The organism is Paraburkholderia sp. 31.1, from assembly GCF_014397645.1.
Lineage (GTDB): Bacteria > Pseudomonadota > Gammaproteobacteria > Burkholderiales > Burkholderiaceae > Paraburkholderia > Paraburkholderia tuberum.
In genome coordinates this window covers 1-16,917 of sequence record NZ_VZQN01000025.1, presented here as the reverse complement: position 1 = coordinate 16,917, position 16,917 = coordinate 1, and the positions used below count along the sequence as shown (strand labels likewise).

16 protein-coding genes and 1 pseudogene are annotated in these 16,917 nt (G+C 66.1%); 13 read left to right on the top strand and 4 right to left on the bottom strand.

Going from position 1 to position 16,917, the window contains the following annotated elements:
- The first annotated feature begins 172 nt into the window (after window positions 1–172).
- From F6X37_RS20135 to F6X37_RS20125, 3 genes are read left to right on the top strand one after another with little or no spacing between them, the layout of a single operon-like run.
- Complete coding sequence (locus F6X37_RS20135) at window positions 173–1,402, top strand: D-alanyl-D-alanine carboxypeptidase family protein (protein ID WP_187612523.1); 1,230 nt, start codon at window positions 173–175, stop codon at window positions 1,400–1,402.
- A 13-nt stretch (window positions 1,403–1,415) separates the two neighbouring features.
- Window positions 1,416–2,375, top strand: a complete 960-nt coding sequence (locus F6X37_RS20130; protein ID WP_090802837.1) for a D-amino acid aminotransferase — start codon at window positions 1,416–1,418, stop codon at window positions 2,373–2,375.
- Window positions 2,347–2,616: a DUF493 family protein gene (locus F6X37_RS20125; protein ID WP_129960330.1), complete on the top strand. Its 270-nt coding sequence runs from the start codon at window positions 2,347–2,349 to the stop codon at window positions 2,614–2,616. Before F6X37_RS20130 ends, F6X37_RS20125 begins: the two co-directional genes overlap by 29 nt.
- 19 nt (window positions 2,617–2,635) lie before the next feature.
- Here the strand turns inward: F6X37_RS20125 and F6X37_RS20120 are convergent, their stop codons facing one another.
- Complete coding sequence (locus F6X37_RS20120; protein WP_184062584.1) at window positions 2,636–3,619, bottom strand: transcriptional regulator GcvA; 984 nt, start codon at window positions 3,617–3,619, stop codon at window positions 2,636–2,638.
- 98 nt (window positions 3,620–3,717) lie between these two features.
- Between F6X37_RS20120 and F6X37_RS20115 the strand changes: the two genes are divergently transcribed.
- From F6X37_RS20115 to F6X37_RS20085, 7 genes are all read left to right on the top strand, one after another.
- Window positions 3,718–4,044, top strand: coding sequence for a DUF2917 domain-containing protein (locus F6X37_RS20115; RefSeq protein ID WP_184002639.1), 327 nt, complete (start codon window positions 3,718–3,720; stop codon window positions 4,042–4,044).
- Window positions 4,045–4,163: 119 nt separating this feature from the next.
- Complete coding sequence (lipB, locus tag F6X37_RS20110; RefSeq protein WP_187612522.1) at window positions 4,164–4,889, top strand: lipoyl(octanoyl) transferase LipB; 726 nt, start codon at window positions 4,164–4,166, stop codon at window positions 4,887–4,889.
- A gap of 13 nt (window positions 4,890–4,902) precedes the next feature.
- Window positions 4,903–5,910, top strand: coding sequence for a lipoyl synthase (gene lipA / locus F6X37_RS20105; RefSeq protein ID WP_187612521.1), 1,008 nt, complete (start codon window positions 4,903–4,905; stop codon window positions 5,908–5,910).
- Between the two features lie 111 nt (window positions 5,911–6,021).
- The gene (gene ugpQ / locus F6X37_RS20100; RefSeq protein ID WP_187612520.1) at window positions 6,022–6,774 is read left to right on the top strand and encodes a glycerophosphodiester phosphodiesterase; all 753 of its coding nucleotides are present in this window, start codon (window positions 6,022–6,024) and stop codon (window positions 6,772–6,774) included.
- A 376-nt stretch (window positions 6,775–7,150) separates the two neighbouring features.
- Window positions 7,151–8,431, top strand: coding sequence for a dicarboxylate/amino acid:cation symporter (locus F6X37_RS20095; RefSeq protein WP_187612519.1), 1,281 nt, complete (start codon window positions 7,151–7,153; stop codon window positions 8,429–8,431).
- Window positions 8,432–8,476: 45 nt separating this feature from the next.
- Complete coding sequence (locus F6X37_RS20090) at window positions 8,477–10,549, top strand: ATP-binding protein (RefSeq protein WP_187612518.1); 2,073 nt, start codon at window positions 8,477–8,479, stop codon at window positions 10,547–10,549.
- Between the two features lie 31 nt (window positions 10,550–10,580).
- The gene (locus tag F6X37_RS20085; protein WP_187612517.1) at window positions 10,581–11,930 is read left to right on the top strand and encodes a sigma-54-dependent transcriptional regulator; all 1,350 of its coding nucleotides are present in this window, start codon (window positions 10,581–10,583) and stop codon (window positions 11,928–11,930) included.
- A 56-nt stretch (window positions 11,931–11,986) separates the two neighbouring features.
- Here the strand turns inward: F6X37_RS20085 and F6X37_RS20080 are convergent, their stop codons facing one another.
- Window positions 11,987–12,523, bottom strand: coding sequence for a TlpA disulfide reductase family protein (locus F6X37_RS20080; RefSeq protein ID WP_184026536.1), 537 nt, complete (start codon window positions 12,521–12,523; stop codon window positions 11,987–11,989).
- A 166-nt stretch (window positions 12,524–12,689) separates the two neighbouring features.
- Here F6X37_RS20080 and F6X37_RS20075 point away from each other — a divergent pair, with 166 nt between their 5' ends.
- Window positions 12,690–13,412 carry a hypothetical protein gene (locus F6X37_RS20075; protein ID WP_410451384.1) on the top strand — a complete coding sequence of 241 codons (723 nt, stop codon included), beginning with the start codon at window positions 12,690–12,692 and terminating at the stop codon, window positions 13,410–13,412.
- Window positions 13,413–13,744: 332 nt separating this feature from the next.
- On the opposite strand, the gene F6X37_RS20070 is transcribed toward F6X37_RS20075, so the two are convergent.
- Together F6X37_RS20070 and F6X37_RS20065 are read right to left on the bottom strand one after the other, a co-directional pair.
- The gene (locus tag F6X37_RS20070; RefSeq protein ID WP_187612516.1) at window positions 13,745–15,355 is read right to left on the bottom strand and encodes a YifB family Mg chelatase-like AAA ATPase; all 1,611 of its coding nucleotides are present in this window, start codon (window positions 15,353–15,355) and stop codon (window positions 13,745–13,747) included.
- Between the two features lie 118 nt (window positions 15,356–15,473).
- Complete coding sequence (locus F6X37_RS20065) at window positions 15,474–15,728, bottom strand: accessory factor UbiK family protein (RefSeq protein WP_026228952.1); 255 nt, start codon at window positions 15,726–15,728, stop codon at window positions 15,474–15,476.
- A gap of 389 nt (window positions 15,729–16,117) precedes the next feature.
- On the opposite strand from F6X37_RS20065, the gene F6X37_RS20060 reads away from it, so the two are divergent.
- Together F6X37_RS20060 and F6X37_RS36995 are read left to right on the top strand one after the other, a co-directional pair.
- A complete protein-coding gene (locus F6X37_RS20060; protein WP_013088261.1) occupies window positions 16,118–16,456 on the top strand; it encodes a P-II family nitrogen regulator in 339 nt (112 codons plus the stop codon).
- A gap of 46 nt (window positions 16,457–16,502) precedes the next feature.
- A pseudogene (locus tag F6X37_RS36995) lies at window positions 16,503–16,917 on the top strand (ammonium transporter); the annotation flags it as partial.

Below are 16,917 nucleotides of genomic sequence, written 5' to 3'. Positions count from 1 at the left end.
GGAATCATTTCGCGGGAGGGCGCGGCCGGGTGCGCAGCGCTGCGCTCGCGAACCGATTGCGTCGCCATCAGTCCAACGGGCGCCCGCCGTTTTACGGCCAGATGCCCCGCCGACCGGCTCCCCCAACTCCGCGCGCTGTCGCGCAACGAATTTTTCTGCACGAATCGACCCTATGCGTTTCTCCTCCTCTGGCCGCACGTCATTCCCGTCACTCGCTTCTTTCGTTCCCGCTTCGCTCAATCGCGCCATCGCCGTCGGCCTCGTGCTGCCGGCCACGCTCGTCGCCAGCACCGCGTTCGCGCAGGTGCCGCCGCCGGGCGTCAGCGCGCGCTCGTGGGTGCTCGTCGACGCGACCAGCAACCAGGTGCTCGCGTCCGCCAATGCCGACGAGCGCGTCGAGCCGGCGTCGTTGACCAAGCTGATGACCGCGTATCTCGTGTTCGAGGCGCTCGACACGAAGAAGATCACGATGGATCAGAGCATCGAGCCGAGCGAAGCCGTGCGGCGCGTGCGCAACGACGAATCGCGCATGTTCATCGAGGCGCTCAAGCCGGTGACCGTGCACGACCTCGTGTACGGCATGATCGTGCAGTCGGGCAACGACGCGGCAATTGCGCTCGCCGAACTGGTGGGCGGCAGCGAGGCGCAGTTCGTCGACATGATGAACAAGGAGGCGCAAAAGCTCGGCATGACGCACACGCATTTCGCCGACGTGAACGGCATGCCCGACCCGCAGCACTACACGACCGCGGGCGATCTCGCGATCCTGTCGGCCCGCCTGATTCGCGACTATCCCGAGTACTACAACATCTTCTCGGTCAAGGAATTCACGTACAACAAGATCAAGCAGCCGAACCGCAACCGTCTGCTGTGGATCGACCCGACCGTCGACGGTCTGAAGACCGGTCACACGCAAGCGGCCGGCTACTGCCTGATCGCGAGCGCGAAGCGTCCGCTGCCGGGCACGACCGACGCGTCGCGCCGTCTCGTCTCGGTGATGATGGGCGAGACCAAGGAGCACGACCGCGTGCAGGACAGCCTGAAGATGCTCAACTACGGCTACACCGCCTACGACACGACGCGTCTGTACAAGGCGAACCAGGTCGTGGCCACGCCGCGCGTCTACAAGGGTTCGCAGGACAGCGTGCAGGTCGGCGTGAAAAGCGACCAGTACATCACGCTGCCGAAGGGCGCCGCCGACAAGGCGAAGCCGCAGATCGAACTCAACGATCCGCTCGTCGCGCCGATCGCAAACGGCCAGCAGATCGGCACCGCCAAGCTCGTCGCCGACGGCAAGGTGCTCGCGCAATTCCCGGTGGTCGCGCTGCAGCCCGTGCAGCAAGCCGGTGTGGTGGGCCGCGTGTGGGATTCGCTGATGCTGATGTTCAACAAGAAAAAGTAAGGGCTACGTCGCAATGACCGTTGTCTCCGAGGTTTCGCCGGACCCGATCGTTCATCTGAACGGCGAACTGGTGCCGTTGTCCGAAGCGCGCGTGCCGGTGCTCGACCGCGGCTTCATTTTCGGCGACGGCATTTACGAAGTGGCGCCGTTGTACGCGCACGCGAGCGGACGGCGCACCGCGTTTCGTCTGAAGCAGCATCTGGCGCGTCTCGCGCGCTCGGTCGGCAAGATCGGCATCGCCAATCCGCTCGACGACGCTGGCTGGCGCGAGCTGATCGGACGCGTGGCCGAGGCCAACGAAACGGACGGCGGCTTGCGTGCCGATCAGGACGCGATCGCATACATCCAGGTCACGCGTGGCGTGGCGAAGCGCGCTCACGCATTTCCGGCCGGCGTGAAGCCGACCGTGTTCGTGATGGTCACCGCGCTGAACCTGCCCGCCGCCGCGCAGCGCGCAAGCGGTGTCCCGTGCGTGAGCGCCGAGGATCGTCGCTGGCTCAATTGCGACATCAAGTCGGTGTCGCTGCTCGGCAACGTGCTGATGGCGCAATACGCGGCCGAAAACGACGCCTTCGAGACGCTGCAGTTCCGCGATGGTTTGCTGACCGAAGGGTCGTCGTCGAACGTGTGGATCGTGAAGGACGGCGTGCTGGCCGCGCCGCCGCGCAGCAACAGGATTCTCGAAGGGATCCGCTATGGGCTCATCGAGGAGCTGACGGCCGAATGCGGTATCCGCTTCGAAGCGCGCGACATCACCGAAGCTGAAGTGCGCGCGGCCGATGAAATCATCGTCAGCTCGGCGACCAAGGAAGTGCTGCCGGTCACGCGGCTCGATGGCGCGCCGGTCGGCGCGGGCCGCCCGGGCGCGGTGTTTGCGGAGCTGTATGCGGCGTATCAGCGAGCCAAGGCGGCTGAAGCCGCCGCGGCGGAAGAAGGAGTAGAGAATGAATCCCGAGAACGACTCACTGTTTGAATTCCCCTGCGATTTCCCGATCAAGATCATGGGCAAATCGCACCCCGAGTTTGCCGCGACGATCGTCGAAGTGGTGCGCGTGTTCGATAGCGAGGTCGATGCGTCGCGCGTCGAGACGCGGCCGTCGAGCAGCGGCACCTACACGGGGCTGACCGTCCACGTGCGGGCGACGAGCCGCGCGCATCTCGACGACATCTATCGCGCGCTGACCGGCCATCCGATGGTCAAGGTCGTGCTGTAACACCGCGCGGTTTTTCACCTTACGGCGCGACGCGCAACGCGTCCGCCGTCACTCCCTGCGCCGCCAGGCGCGCGCTCGCCGCGGGACCCGCCTCGCAGGCGAGATCGAACAGCAGCCTGAAGCGCGCCACCTCGTCGAACAACCAGTCGCGAAACGCCTTGACCCGCGCGGTCCCCAGCGTCTGCGGCAGGCAGACCAAATAGTATTGCCACGGGCTCGGCCCATCCACATCAAAGAGCCGCACGAGCCGGCCCGCCGCGATTTCGTGCATCGCGAGCGAGCGGCGCGTCAGCGCGACCCCCTGGCCGTCGACGGCCGCCTGCAACAGATTCGACGAATCCTGATACAGCACGCCGCGCTTCGGCTCCGGCCAGTCGGTGAGGCCGGCGGCGTCGAACCATGGGCGCCATAGCTCGTCGTCGGAGCGCAGCAGCGGGACTTTGGCGAGATCGGCCGGGGTTTGCGGCAGCTTGCCGCCGTTGAAGTTGGGCGAGCAGGCGGGGAAGAAAATCTCGTCGAGCAGCAGCTCGGCGTGCAGCCCCGGATATTTGCCGAAGCCGAAACGGATCGCGACGTCGACGTCGTCGCGCGCGAAGTCCGTCAGCGCATTGGTGGTCAGCAACTCGAGATCCCACTGCGGATTTGCCTCGATAAAGCTGCCGATGCGCGGCGTCACCCAGCGTGCCGCGAACGACGACAGCATCGATATCACGAGGCGCCGCTCGCGGTCGCCGGCACGGATCGCGCGAGTCGCGTCGGCGAGCTCCATCAACGCGGCGCGCACCTGGGTGGCGTAGCGACGGCCGGTTTCGGTGAGGCGCACGCGCTTGCCGTCGCGCGCGAACAGCGACACGCCGAGCTCGGCCTCGAGCGCGCGGATCTGGTGGCTGACCGCGCCGTGCGTGACGAACAATTCGTCGGCGGCGCGCGAAAAGCTTTCGTGGCGGGCGGCGGCTTCGAACGCCTTGATCGCGTTCAGGGCGGGGAGTTGACGCAGGTCCATCGCAATATTTCTCACATAGACGTGAAAATTGATCGTTTTGCCCAAGTCCTTGCTGCACATAGGATTCTAGTCATGAAACGATTTTTGGCGAGGGCCTCATGCGAGAAATTTCCTCTAGTATTGCATATGAAATCCGCACTGGCGACACGCTGCCGCTGAAGGTCGCGCGCAGCACGAAGTTGCGCGTGCATGGCGGCGCGGTGTGGGTCACGCGCAGCGACGACACGAAGGACTACTGGCTGCAGCCCGGGCAGACGCTGCATCTGCGGCGCGGCGAGCGGCTCTGGCTCAGCGCCGAGGGCGCCACGTTCGCGAAGGTTACGTTCTCGGTGCCGACGCGCTGCGACGAGCGCGCGCTGAACTGGCTCGCTCGCATCGGCGAGCGCTGGATGATGCGTGTGCGCGGCGGCTGGCGCACCGTTTGACGGTGGCGCGGCGCAAAACCCGTGCATGACGCCGGGGCCGGCAGCGTACCGGCCCCGGCTGTGCAGGTTCCCGGTGGCCGCGGGCGCGGTTTCCGAGATTTCGGTAAACTCCCGGAATCATGTGCGCCACCCCGGTCTCTCCGTCTCCGCTACCTGCCATCGAGCCGCTCATGCTGCGCTGGCTCGGCCGCGAACCCTACGAAGCCAGTTTCGACGCGATGCGCGCCTTCACCGACGCCCGCACCGCCGAAACCGCCGACGAAATCTGGCTCGTCGAGCATCCGCCCGTCTTCACGCTCGGCCAGGCCGGCGATCCGGCGCACCTGCTCGCGGCAGACAGCAACATTCCGCTCGTCAAGGTCGACCGCGGCGGGCAGATCACGTATCACGGGCCCGGCCAGGTGGTCGCCTATCTGCTGCTCGACCTGCGCCGGCGCAAGCTGATGGTGCGCGAGCTGGTCACCCGGATCGAGCAGGCCGTGATCGACACCCTCGCGGCGTATAATCTCGCCGGAGAACGCAAGGCGGGCGCCCCCGGCATCTACGTGGCGCCCGGGCCCGACGCCGGGCTCCATGCCGGCGCCAAGATCGCGGCGCTTGGCCTGAAAATCCGCAACGGCTGCAGCTATCACGGCGTGAGTCTGAACGTGAACATGAACCTGCGGCCGTTTCTCGCGATCAATCCATGCGGCTACGCGGGGCTCGAAACAGTCGACATGGCGACGCTCGGCATCGCCGCCGGCTGGGACGACGTGGCCCGTACCCTCGCAGCAAGTCTCACCGCAAACCTCGACGGCAATCCCGCGGCCGTCGCCCAACCGCAGGCCGGTGCGCTCACCGCCTGACTGGATCGAACGAATGACTGACGTAACCGCGAATTCCGCAGCAGCCGCCCCCGCGCCCGAAGGCGTGCCGGCCCCCGCTGCCTACGACGCCACCGCAAAGCAGAAAGCGCAAGCCAAGACCGCGCGCATCCCGATCAAGGTCGTTCCGATCGAAAAGCTGAAGAAGCCGGACTGGATCCGCGTGAAGGCGGCCACCGGCAATTCGCGCTTCTACGAGATCAAGCAGATCCTGCGCGAGCACAATCTTCACACGGTGTGTGAAGAGGCGAGCTGCCCGAACATCGGCGAATGTTTCGGCAAGGGCACCGCGACCTTCATGATCATGGGCGACAAGTGCACGCGCCGCTGCCCGTTCTGCGACGTCGGCCACGGCCGTCCCGATCCGCTCGACGCCGACGAACCGGCCAACCTCGCGCGCACCATCGCTGCGCTGAAGTTGAAGTACGTGGTGATCACCAGCGTCGACCGTGATGATCTGCGCGACGGTGGCGCGGCGCACTTCGTCGAATGTATCCGTCAGACGCGCGAGCTGTCGCCGCAAACGCGTATCGAAATCCTGACGCCGGACTTCCGTGGCCGCCTCGACCGCGCGCTCGGCATCCTGAATGCGGCGCCGCCCGACGTGATGAACCACAACCTCGAAACGGTGCCGCGTCTGTACAAGGAAGCGCGCCCGGGGTCGGATTACGCGCATTCGCTGAAGCTGCTGAAGGACTTCAAGGCGCTGCATCCGCACGTCGCGACCAAATCCGGCCTGATGGTCGGCCTCGGCGAAACCGAAGAGGAAATCCTGCAAGTGATGCGCGATCTGCGCGAGCACGACGTCGACATGCTGACGATCGGCCAGTACCTGCAGCCGTCGGAGCACCATCTGCCGGTCCGCGCTTACGTGCATCCGGACACCTTCAAGATGTACGAGGAAGAGGCGTACAAGATGGGCTTCTCGCACGCCGCGGTGGGCGCGATGGTTCGTTCGAGCTATCACGCCGACGTGCAGGCGCATGGAGCCGGCGTGGTCTGACGCGCTCGCACCTCGCCGCTGTTGCCTCGCTTCACGCCCGCAGAAACGAAAAGCCCGCCGATGTGCGGGCTTTTTTCATAGACCGCTCTTCTATCAGCAAGGAAACGACACGTGGCAACCCCGATGGATCGCGGGACCTCCGCACAATGGCCTTATCCGCGGCTGATCGCGCACCGCTGCGGCGGTACGCTTGCGCCGGAAAACACCTTGGCCGGTTTCGACGCCTGCGTGCGCTACGGCTATCGCATGGTCGAATTCGACGCGAAGCTGTCCGCCGACAACGCGCTGTTCCTGCTGCATGACGACACGCTCGATCGCACGACCAACGGCCACGGGCCGGCGGCCACGCACACATGGCAGCAACTCGCCGCTCTGGATGCCGGCGGGTGGCGCGGCGCGGAGTTCGCCGGCACGCGGCTGCCGACGCTGGCCGACGCGGCCGAGCGTTGCGCGCGCGACGGCATCGCGGCGAACATCGAGATCAAGCCGTGTCCGGGCCGCGAAGTCATCACCGGCGCACTGGTCGCCCAAGGCGCGCTCGAGCTTTGGCAAGGGCAGACGCCGCCGCTGGTGTCGTCGTTTTCGTTCGATGCGCTCGCCGCCGCGCGCGATGCCGCGCCATCGCTGCCGCGCGGCATGCTGTTCGAGCGGGTGCCGGCGGACTGGCTGCGCATCGTGCGCGAACTCGACTGCGTCTCGCTGCACGCGAGTCACCGCTATCTGAGCGAACCGCTGGTCGCGCGGATCCGCGCGGCCGGGCTGCGCGTGCTCGCCTACACGGTGAACGATCCGGCGCGCGCGCGGTTGCTCGAAGAATGGGGCGTCGACATGATCTGCACGGACCGGATCGATCTGTTGACGTGACGTTGCGCTCGCAAGCTCCGCACAAACCCCTGCGGGTTTCCCCGCAAACGCGCGCGCACCGAATTCCGGATTCCCCGACAGCGCTCGTCCGGATTTCCGGAAACCCGGACGGCGCGCGCCGAGCTGTGCCGGAAACCCCATAAAAATCAAGGCTTCCAGTCTGAAATCAAACTGGCATCGACCTTGCGAAAGAAAGCGCGTGGCCGCCACGGCCCGACAAAAAAGCAAGGAGACAAAATGTCCGATTTCCCTTCCCGGTATTTCTGAATTCGTCGTCTTTGCAGCGGTCCGCTAACGTGCGCCCGCGCGACGACGTTTCGTTCGCGTGTCGCGCTTCGCGGCGGGTCATCAGCTCATATCCCTCGCAGGAACCATCGTGAAGAAACCTATCCATAAAGTGCTGTACGTCCAGGTGATCGTGGCGATCATCGTCGGCATCGTACTCGGGCATTTCTACCCGAACCTCGCCGTTGACATGAAGCCGCTCGGCGATGGCTTCATCAAGCTGATCAAGATGGTGATCGGGCCGATCATCTTCTGCACGGTCGTGACGGGCATCGCCGGCATGGAGGACATGAAGAAGGTTGGACGCGTCGGCGGCAAGGCGCTGTTGTACTTCGAAATCGTCTCGACCTTCGCGCTGGTGCTCGGCCTCGCCGCCACGCACCTGCTGCGACCCGGCGCCGGCTTCAACGTCGATCCGGCCTCGCTCGACGGCCGCGCGGTTGCGTCGTATGCCGCGAAGGCGCACGGCCAGTCGACGGTCGACTTCTTCATGCACATCATTCCGGACACGCTGTTGTCGGCGTTCGCGCAGGGTGAGATCCTGCAGATCCTGCTGATCGCGCTGCTGTTCGGCGCCGTGCTCGCGACGGCCGGTGAGAAGGGCAAGCCGGTGACCAACTTCATCGAAGGGCTCTCGCACATCCTGTTCGGCATGGTGCGCATCATCACGAAGCTCGCGCCGATCGGCGCGTTCGGCGCGATGGCCTTCACGATCGGCAAGTACGGCATCGGCTCGCTGCTGCCGATGCTCAAGCTGGTCGGCACGTTCTATCTGACCTCGATCGTGTTCGTGGTGGTCGTGCTCGGCGCGATCGCGCGGGCGGTGGGCTTCAACATCCTGCGTTTCGTCGCATACATCAAGGAAGAGATGCTGATCGTGCTCGGCACGAGCTCGTCCGAAGCCGCGCTGCCGCAGCTGATGCTGAAACTCGAAAAGCTCGGCTGCTCGCGCTCGGTGGTGGGCCTCGTGGTGCCGACCGGCTACTCGTTCAACCTCGACGGCACCAACATCTACATGACGATGGCGGTGCTGTTCATCGCCCAGGCGACCAACACCGACCTTACGTGGGGCCAGCAGCTGACGCTGCTCGCGGTGACGATGCTGACCTCGAAGGGTGCGAGCGGCGTGACCGGGGCGGGCTTCATCACGCTCGCGGCGACGCTGGCCGTGGTGCCGACGATTCCGCTGTCGGGCATGGTGCTGATCCTTGGCATCGACCGGTTCATGAGCGAGTGCCGCGCGCTGACGAACATCGTCGGCAACGGTGTCGCGACGGTCGTCGTGTCGGCCTGGGAAAAGGAGCTCGATCGCAACAAGCTGAACAAGGTGCTGCGCGGCGAGGTGGCGGTCAAAGAGCCGGCCGGCGTTTGAATCGCGCCTCGCCAACCCTGTCGTGACCAGCGCGGACGCTTAAGCATGAAACCGGCGTCCGCGCGTCCTTTCGAGGCGTCTGCCGGCGAGACCGCCGGCAAAAGTCGCGGCCCAGCCCGCGACGCGTCTGCCGGCGACGCCTTGCCGCCCTATGCCACAATGTCCGATGCACATCGATCGGACTTTGCCAACGTGACCCGCCGCCTGCTGATTCTCTTCGCGCTCGCAGCCGGGCTCGCGGCGGCATGCTGGCTCACCTACAGCCTTGCGTGGAAAAGCGGAGTCGACACGCTGCGGCGCAACGCCGCCGTGCGCGCCGAGCGCACCGCGAGCGCGCTCAAGAGCACGCTCGAACGCTACGAATCGCTGCCGTATCTGCTCGCCGAGCATCCGATCGTGCAGGACGTGCTGATCGATCCGAATCCCGCCAACGTCAAGCGCGCGAATCTCTATCTCGACGACCTGAACCGCCACGCGCGCGCGACGGTCACCTACATCATTTCGCTCGACGGCTACTGCATCGCCGCCAGCAACTGGCGCGGGCCGGGCAGCTTCGTCGGCGCGGGCTATCAGTTCCGGCCGTATTTCGTCGATGCAATGAAAGGCGGCGTCGGCCGCTTCTTCGGCATCGGCACGATTTCGCAGGCGCCCGGCTACTACATCTCGCAGCCGGTGCGGCGCGACGGCAAGATCGTCGGTGTGGCGGTCGTCAAGCTCGATCTCGAATGGTTTCAGGGCGTGGACGCGTCCGAGCCGCTCGTCGTCACCGACGATCATGGCGTGATCTTCCTGTCGTCGGTGCCGGCATGGAAGTACCACACGATTCGGCCGCTGCCCGGCCAGATCGCCGATTCGATCTACCTGGCTCGCCAGTACGCGCAGCAGCCGATCGAGCCGCTACCGGTGACGGTCGAGCGCATACTCGAAGGCAATGCGCAGATCCTGCGCATCGGCGGCGGGCGCTCCGCGCCGCGCTTCCTCGCGTCACGTCACGCCATGGGCGAGCCGGACTGGCATCTGATCACGATGTCGCCGGTCGATCCGGTCGATGCCGACGCGCGCAAGGCGACCATCGTCACCGGCTTCGGCTATGTGTCGCTGGTGCTGCTCGCGTTCTACTGGCGCATGCGGCGCGCGCGCGTGCGCGAAATGATGCGCAGCCGCGCGCTGCTGCAGAAGGCCTATGCCGAGCTGAACCAGCGCGTCGCCGAGCGCACCGCCGATCTGTCCGAGGCGAACGAGCAGTTGCACAAGGAAGTCGCCGAGCGTACACGCGCCGAGCAGGAACTGCGCGCCGCGCAAGACGAACTGATCCAGGCGAGCAAGCTGGCCGCGCTCGGTCAGATGGCGGCCGGCATCACGCACGAGCTGAACCAGCCGCTCGCCGCGCTGCGCAGTTTTTCCGATAACACGCGCGTGCTGCTCGAACGCGGCGATCAGGCATCGGCGCGCGAGAATCTCGAAGCGATCGCGGCGCTCACCGAGCGCATGGGCAAGATCACGAACCAGCTGAAGCTGTTCGTCGGCCGCGCGCGGCCGCGCAGCGCGCGCGCGTCGATCGTGCGGGCCCTGCGCAACGTCGTCGCGTTGCTGCAAAAGCGCCTGCAGGGCGTCGAACTCGAGTTCGTGCTGATCGATACCGCGGCCGACACCGACACCGACACCGACGCCGCCGCTGCGGCAGGCGGCGCGCGCACGCCGCTGAATCTCGCCGACGATCATCCGGAGCTGGTCGCGAATTGCGACGATCTGCGGCTCGAACAGGTGCTGATCAACCTGCTCGGCAACGCGCTCGACGCAACCGCCGGCATGAACCCGCCGCATATCACGGTCGAGGTGGAGGCCGGCGACGCGAACCTGTCGATCGCGGTCGGCGACAACGGCCCCGGCATTCCCGACGACGTGTTGCCGCACCTGTTCGAACCGTTTTTCACGACGAAGGAAATGGGCCAGGGGCTCGGCCTTGGCCTCGCGATTTCATCGTCGATCGCGCGCGATTGCGGCGGCTCGCTCGTCGCGCGCAACGCGCCGCACGGTGGCGCATCATTCGTGTTGACGCTGCGTCGTGCGCGAGTGCAGACCAGCCCCTCGCACGATTCGCTGACCGCGGGCTCCTGATTTCACCCCGAAGCATCACCCGGAACACGCAATGAACGACGGCCTGCAAGTGCTGTATATCGAAGACGACGAACTGGTGCGCCGCGCGAGCGTGCAGAGCCTGCAACTGGCGGGCTTCGACGTGGTCGGCCATGCGTCGGTCGAGGCCGCGGCGAAGCTGATCAGCGCGGACTTCTCCGGCGTGATCGTCAGCGATATCCGGCTGCCCGGCGCGAGCGGTCTCGACCTGCTCGCGCAGTGCCACGAGCGCGCGCCCGACGTGCCGGTGATTCTGGTCACCGGCCACGGCGATATCTCGATGGCCGTGCAGGCGATGCGCGATGGCGCCTACGACTTCATCGAAAAGCCGTTCGCGTCCGAGCGGCTGATCGAAACCGTGCGGCGCGCGCTGGAGCGCCGCAAGCTCGTGCTCGAAAACCTCGCGCTGCGCCGTGAGCTGGCCGGGCAGAACGCGGTCGCGCCGCGCATCATCGGCCGCAGTCCGGCGATCGAGCAGGTGCGACGGCTGATCGCCAACGTCGCGCCGACCGATGCGTCCGTCCTGATCAACGGTGATACCGGCGCGGGCAAGGAGCTGATCGCGCGCAGCCTGCACGAGCTGTCGCCGCGGCGTGACAAGCCGTTCATCGCAGTGAACTGCGGCGCGCTGCCCGAGCCGATGTTCGAATCGGAGATGTTCGGCTACGAGCCGGGCGCGTTCACCGGCGCGGCCAAACGGCGGATCGGCAAGCTCGAACATGCGTCGGGCGGCACGCTGTTTCTCGACGAGATCGAGAGCATGCCGCTCGCGCTGCAGGTCAAGCTGCTGCGCGTGCTGCAGGACGGCGTGCTGGAACGGCTCGGCTCGAATCAGCCGATTCGCGTCAATTGCCGCGTGGTCGCGGCTGCAAAAGGCGACATGGCCGAGCACGTCGCGGATGGCTCGTTCCGGCGCGATCTGCTGTACCGGCTCAACGTGGTGACGATCGCGCTGCCGCCTTTGAGCGAGCGTCGCGAGGACATCGTGCCGCTGTTCGAGCATTTCCTGCTCGATGCTGCCGTCCGTTATCAGCGGCCGGCGCCGATGCTCACCGATCGCCAACGTGCGAGTCTGATGCAGCGAGACTGGCCGGGCAACGTGCGCGAGCTGCGTAATGCCGCCGACCGCTTCGTGCTCGGCATCGCCGACGAACCGGTGCTGTCGTTCGGCGAAGACGGCGGGGCTAACCATCCGCTGAAGGAGCGTGTCGAGCAGTTCGAGCGCGCGATGATCGCCGAGGCGTTGGAGCACGCGGGCGGCGTGGTCGCGGTCGCGGCGGACCGGCTGCAGCTCGGCAAGGCGACGCTCTACGAGAAGATCAAGCGATATGGCCTTGCGGCCAAAGGGGAAGGGGAGCGGTGAAGGCGGACGCCGGCGGCGGGAGGTTGCGCCGGCGCGTGGGATCTGCTTGCGCCGGCTTAAGCCGCGCCAGCCTTCAGCGCTTTCGCGAGCAACTGGTCGAGTTCCGCGAACTGCGGCTCGCCGACATAGCGCTTCAGGATCTTGCCGTCTTTATCGACGACGAAGGTGGTCGGCGTGAGCTGCACGTTGCCGAACCGCTTGGCGGCCGAGCCGTCGTCCATCGCGACCTTGAACGGCAGCTGACGCGTTTGCGTGTAATTGGTCACGTACATCGGCGCGTCGTAGTTCATTGCCACCGCGACGAATTCGAGGCCCTGGCCCTTGAAGCGGTTATAGGTCTCGACCATCTGCGGCATTTCCTTCATGCAGGTGTCGCAACTCGTTGCCCAGAAGTTGACCAGATAAACCTTGCCTTTGAGGTCCGCTGTCGTGAGCTTCTGTCCCGATAGCAGCGTGAAGGTCGCATCGGGTACGCGCTGCTGGCCGGCAAACGCGAAGTAACCGGCGACGGCGAGCGCAATGGCCACGGCCACCGCAATCAGATAGCGAAGCGGGTTCGTGCGCCGGACGGCGGTCGGTGAATTGGAACTCATGGACGGAACCTCGTGAGTCGCGCGCGGCGCGGAACAATGGGGCGGTGTGGTGGCCCGCGGGCCGGTACTGAACAACCCTTCTATTCTAGCTCCAATGGGTTCGGCTGCGCCGAAATGGCGGGACGACTGCGCTCCGCGCGTCGGCCCGGCAGTCGATCAGCGGATAATGGCGCTTTACGCTCCGAGAAGCCCGATCTTCCGTCCCATGCTCCGAACCGTTCTTCGCGTCTGCTCTTTAGTTGCCCGCGTTTCTTGCCGTTTTCCGTTGACGAGCCGATTGCCCGCCCGCCGTGCGGGCGTCTTCCAACCGGCGGGCCTATTTCTCCGCGCATTCACGCGATCCGGTCACGCTCGAACCGTGATCGGCGCGGCGACGGCCGCGTTGGCGCTCGGCGTCGCGCTCAGCGCCTGCTCACCGACCTTCGACTGGCGCACCGTGATGAACAACGACAAGGGCTACACGGTCGACTTCCCAGCCAAGCCGGACAACGATCAGCGCGCGGTGCAGATCGGCGGCACACCGATGCAGATGGCAATGCAGACCGCCGAAGCGGGCGATGCGGTCTTTGCGGTCGGCACCGTGATGCTGCCCGACGACAGCGACGCGACCCAGCGTGCCGCGCTCGATTTCCTGCGCGCGGGACTGGCGCGCAATGTCGGCGCGACGCCCGATGCTCACCCAGCGCAAATCCCGCTGGCGGCGGGCGGCAAGATACCGGGGCTGGAAATGACGGTGAGCGGCGCGGCGGGCGCCAGACACGAGACGCGCACGGTGTATGCGCGGCTCGTCGCGCGCGGCCGGCACGTGTACCAGGCGGCGATCATCGCCGATCAACCGCTGCCGCAAGACCAGGTCGACCAGTTTTTTTCGTCGTTCCAGCTGTACTGAATGCGGTATTTTTGGCCGGTCGGGCGCCCCTCGGAGTGCCGAACGCAGTGAAAGTTCCTTCGCAGGTTTGTACGCTAATTGCCGGTTTACGTTGAGATTTTTGAGTTACGCGCACAGCCTGTGGATAACTCTGTTGAGAAGTCGGCCTCAATGGCCGCAAAAGCCCATCAGGCGGGCCTTCCGGCAAAATCCACAGGCGTAGGGAATTTAAAAAAATACAATAAAATCAATGGCTTGGCGAGATGCTCGTCTGCGCGCTTTTGAGTTGTATCCAAATCTAACAGGATCGCGCATGTGTGAATAAGTCAAGTCTTGACAGTCGTTTTTTCTCCTCATAACGAGCCAAAAGCGCGGCGGTATTGGATTGCCTCGGCGACCTGCGCGGCGCTCGGCATCGCCGCGCCAGCCAGGTCCGCGACGGTGCGCGCGACCTTCAACACCCGGTAGTACGCCCGCGCCGACCAGCCAAAGCGCTCGCCGGCTTCGCGCAGCAGCGCCTCGCCCGCTGCGTCCGGGCGGCATACATCGTCCACTTCGCGTCCGTCCAGCTCGCGGTTGGTCTTGCCTTGCCGGGCCAGTTGCCGCTCGCGCGCAGCGCTCACGCGCTCTGCGATCGCCACGCTTGCTTCGCCGGTGGTGGCGGCGCGTGCTGCGAGTTCGGTGGCGGTCAGTGCTGGAATTTCGAGCTGGATGTCGATGCGGTCGAGCAGCGGTCCCGACAATTTACGCAAATAGCGCGCCGCAACTTCAGGCGTACAGCGGCAGCGCCCGCCCGGATCGCCGCGCCAGCCGCACGGGCACGGGTTCATTGCGGCGATCAGTTGGCAGGCGGCGGGGAAATCCGCTTGCCAGGCGGCGCGCGAGATCGTGATGCGGCCAGCTTCGAGCGGCTCGCGCAGCGTTTCGAGCACCACGCGATCGAATTCGGGAAGCTCGTCCAGAAAAAGCACGCCCAGATGCGCGAGCGTGATCTCGCCAGGCTGCGGCGGATTGCGTCCGCCGACCAGCGCCGCCGCGCTCGACGAATGGTGCGGCGCGCGAAACGGCCGCTGGCGCCACTGCGACGGCTTGAAGCCGATGCGGCTCGCGGACAGTAGCGCGGCGGAGGCGAGCGCTTCGTCGTCGGTCATGGGCGGCAGCAAGCTGGGCAGGCGTGCCGCGAGCATCGACTTGCCGGCGCCGGGCGGTCCGATCAGCAGGACGTGATGGCCGCCGGCCGCCGCGACTTCGAGGGCGCGCCGAGCGGCGCGCTGGCCAATCACGTCGGCCATGTCCGGCGCCGGGGCAGCGGCGTGCTCGTTGAGCTCGGGCGCGGCGACAGGACTAAGACGCGCGTCCGGCGAGCCTGCGAGATGCGCGCATAGCGACGGCAGATCGGCGGCGCCGAACACGTCGACGCCGGGCACGAGCGCCGCTTCCGCCGCGCTCGCGGCCGGCAGGTAAAGCTGCGGGGTATGGAAGGCCGGTGCGGCTAGTTGATCGAGGAGGGCGGGCAAAGCAGAACGCGCTTCAGATGAAGCGTCGGCGTCGCCGGCGTTCGCCAGAGCGCCGCGCGCGGTGCCGCAGGCCATCGCGAACGCGCCGCGCATCGGCCGCAGCGCGCCGGTCAGCGAGAGCTCGCCTGCAAACTCGCGATGGAGCAGCGATTCGACGGGAATCTGCCCGCTTGCGGCGAGGATGCCGAGCGCGATCGGCAGATCGAAACGACCGGATTCTTTCGGTAGATCGGCCGGCGCGAGGTTGACGGTGATGCGGCGGACTGGAAAATCGAAACCGCAGTTCTGCAGCGCCGCGCGCACGCGTTCACGGCTCTCGCGCACTTCCAGGTCGGGCAGGCCGACGATCGAAAAGGACGGCAGCCCATTGGCGAGGTGAACCTCGACGGTCACTTCGGGCGCACGGCCAGCGGCCGGCGCGCGGCTGCGCACCACGGCAAGCGACATATTCTCTCCCGTCGGACGGCGCGCTCACATCGCGCGCAAATCCCCTAAAACGCTGATGACGTCACGGCCCGCTTGCCTGTGATGAGCGGCACTGCGCAGCGAAGGCTGCGAGCAGCGCTTACGGCGTCTGCGTGAGCGGCAATTTCTGCTCGAGCTCGGCGACGCGGCGCTCGAGTTCTTCGAGGCGCGCGCGCGTACGCACGAGCACTTGGGTCTGCGTATCGAATTCCTCGCGCGTGACCAGATCGAGCTTCGAGAAGCCCTGCGACAGCATTGCCTTGACGTTGCGTTCGACATCCTTGGCCGGCGAATTCTTGAACAGATCGCTGACGCGAGCCTGGAAGTCGTTAAAAACGTCGTTCGGTTGTTTCATCGTGTTCCCCTTGGTGCACAAAAAAAGTGCATGTTTCATTGCGCCCGTGCCCCGTTACGGCGAACGGGCGATCCTGGTGCGCGCGACGTATTGGTTGCCGCGGCCGCGTGAGCGTGTTTGGTGCGCGCCCTCGCGTTCAGAACGTTCGAACACTCTAGCAACGATCCCCCCGCCGCGCCACCGCCCGCCGCGCCGCTGGCCGTTCGGACAAGGCCGCTCGGGCGCGCTGCGCCACGCGCGCGAGGCGCGCTCCGACACAACATGGCATAGGAGTTGCTGTTACTGCCCCGCGCGCGCACTGCCAGGGCGCTTTTCCCGGTAGCGCAGGAGACCGCCGTCACGGATACGCCACGGGGCATAACGGATCAGCAACAACTAGCGAGGATTTCATGAAACTCATTACCGCAATCATCAAGCCGTTCAAGCTGGATGAAGCGCGCGAAGCCCTGTCGGCGATCGGCGTGTCGGGCATCACGGTGACCGAAGTCAAAGGCTTCGGACGGCAGAAGGGCCACACCGAGCTGTATCGGGGCGCCGAATACGTCGTCGACTTTCTGCCGAAGGTGAAGATCGAAGCGGCGGTATCGGACGACATCGTCGATCAGGCGATCGAGGCGCTCGAGCGCGCCGCGCGTACCGGCAAGATCGGCGACGGCAAGATCTTCGTCACGCCGATCGAGCAGGTGGTTCGGATCCGCACCGGCGAGACCGGCGCGGACGCACTGTAAAAGACCAGAACATAGCGACACGGACAGCGACAAGAGGAAAACCAAGATGCGCAAACTAATGATGTCCCTGCTGATGGCCGGCTCGCTGCTCGCGGGCGGTGTCGGCACCGCCCTCGCGGACGATGCGTCCGCTCCCGCAGCCGCCTCCGTTCCCGATACGACGGCGAGCGCGCCCGCACCGGACGCCTCCGCCGCAGCCGCTGCCCCGGCGGCCTCGGCTCCCGCCGCCGATGCGTCCGCCGCGCCGGCCGCAAGCGCACCGGCCGCCGCCGATGCATCGGCCGCCGCCGCGGCCGCGCCGGCCACCCCAACCGCACCGTTCTCGGTCGATTCATCGAAGATCAACTCCGGCGACACCGCGTGGATGCTGACCTCCACCGCGCTCGTGCTGTTCATGACGATCCCGGGTCTCGCGCTGTTCTACGGCGGCATGGTCCGCAAGAAGAACGTGCTCGCGACGC

Coding starts and splice junctions, on each gene's coding strand:
- F6X37_RS20135 (WP_187612523.1), top strand. CDS start 173: ATGCGTTTCTCCTCCTCTGGCCGCACGTCATTCCCGTCACTCGCTTCT.
- F6X37_RS20130 (WP_090802837.1), top strand. CDS start 1,416: ATGACCGTTGTCTCCGAGGTTTCGCCGGACCCGATCGTTCATCTGAAC.
- F6X37_RS20125 (WP_129960330.1), top strand. CDS start 2,347: ATGAATCCCGAGAACGACTCACTGTTTGAATTCCCCTGCGATTTCCCG.
- F6X37_RS20120 (WP_184062584.1), bottom strand. CDS start 3,619: ATGGACCTGCGTCAACTCCCCGCCCTGAACGCGATCAAGGCGTTCGAA.
- F6X37_RS20115 (WP_184002639.1), top strand. CDS start 3,718: ATGCGAGAAATTTCCTCTAGTATTGCATATGAAATCCGCACTGGCGAC.
- lipB (WP_187612522.1), top strand. CDS start 4,164: ATGTGCGCCACCCCGGTCTCTCCGTCTCCGCTACCTGCCATCGAGCCG.
- lipA (WP_187612521.1), top strand. CDS start 4,903: ATGACTGACGTAACCGCGAATTCCGCAGCAGCCGCCCCCGCGCCCGAA.
- F6X37_RS20090 (WP_187612518.1), top strand. CDS start 8,477: ATGAAACCGGCGTCCGCGCGTCCTTTCGAGGCGTCTGCCGGCGAGACC.
- F6X37_RS20085 (WP_187612517.1), top strand. CDS start 10,581: ATGAACGACGGCCTGCAAGTGCTGTATATCGAAGACGACGAACTGGTG.
- F6X37_RS20080 (WP_184026536.1), bottom strand. CDS start 12,523: ATGAGTTCCAATTCACCGACCGCCGTCCGGCGCACGAACCCGCTTCGC.
- F6X37_RS20075 (WP_410451384.1), top strand. CDS start 12,690: ATGGCGCTTTACGCTCCGAGAAGCCCGATCTTCCGTCCCATGCTCCGA.
- F6X37_RS20070 (WP_187612516.1), bottom strand. CDS start 15,355: ATGTCGCTTGCCGTGGTGCGCAGCCGCGCGCCGGCCGCTGGCCGTGCG.
- F6X37_RS20065 (WP_026228952.1), bottom strand. CDS start 15,728: ATGAAACAACCGAACGACGTTTTTAACGACTTCCAGGCTCGCGTCAGC.
- F6X37_RS20060 (WP_013088261.1), top strand. CDS start 16,118: ATGAAACTCATTACCGCAATCATCAAGCCGTTCAAGCTGGATGAAGCG.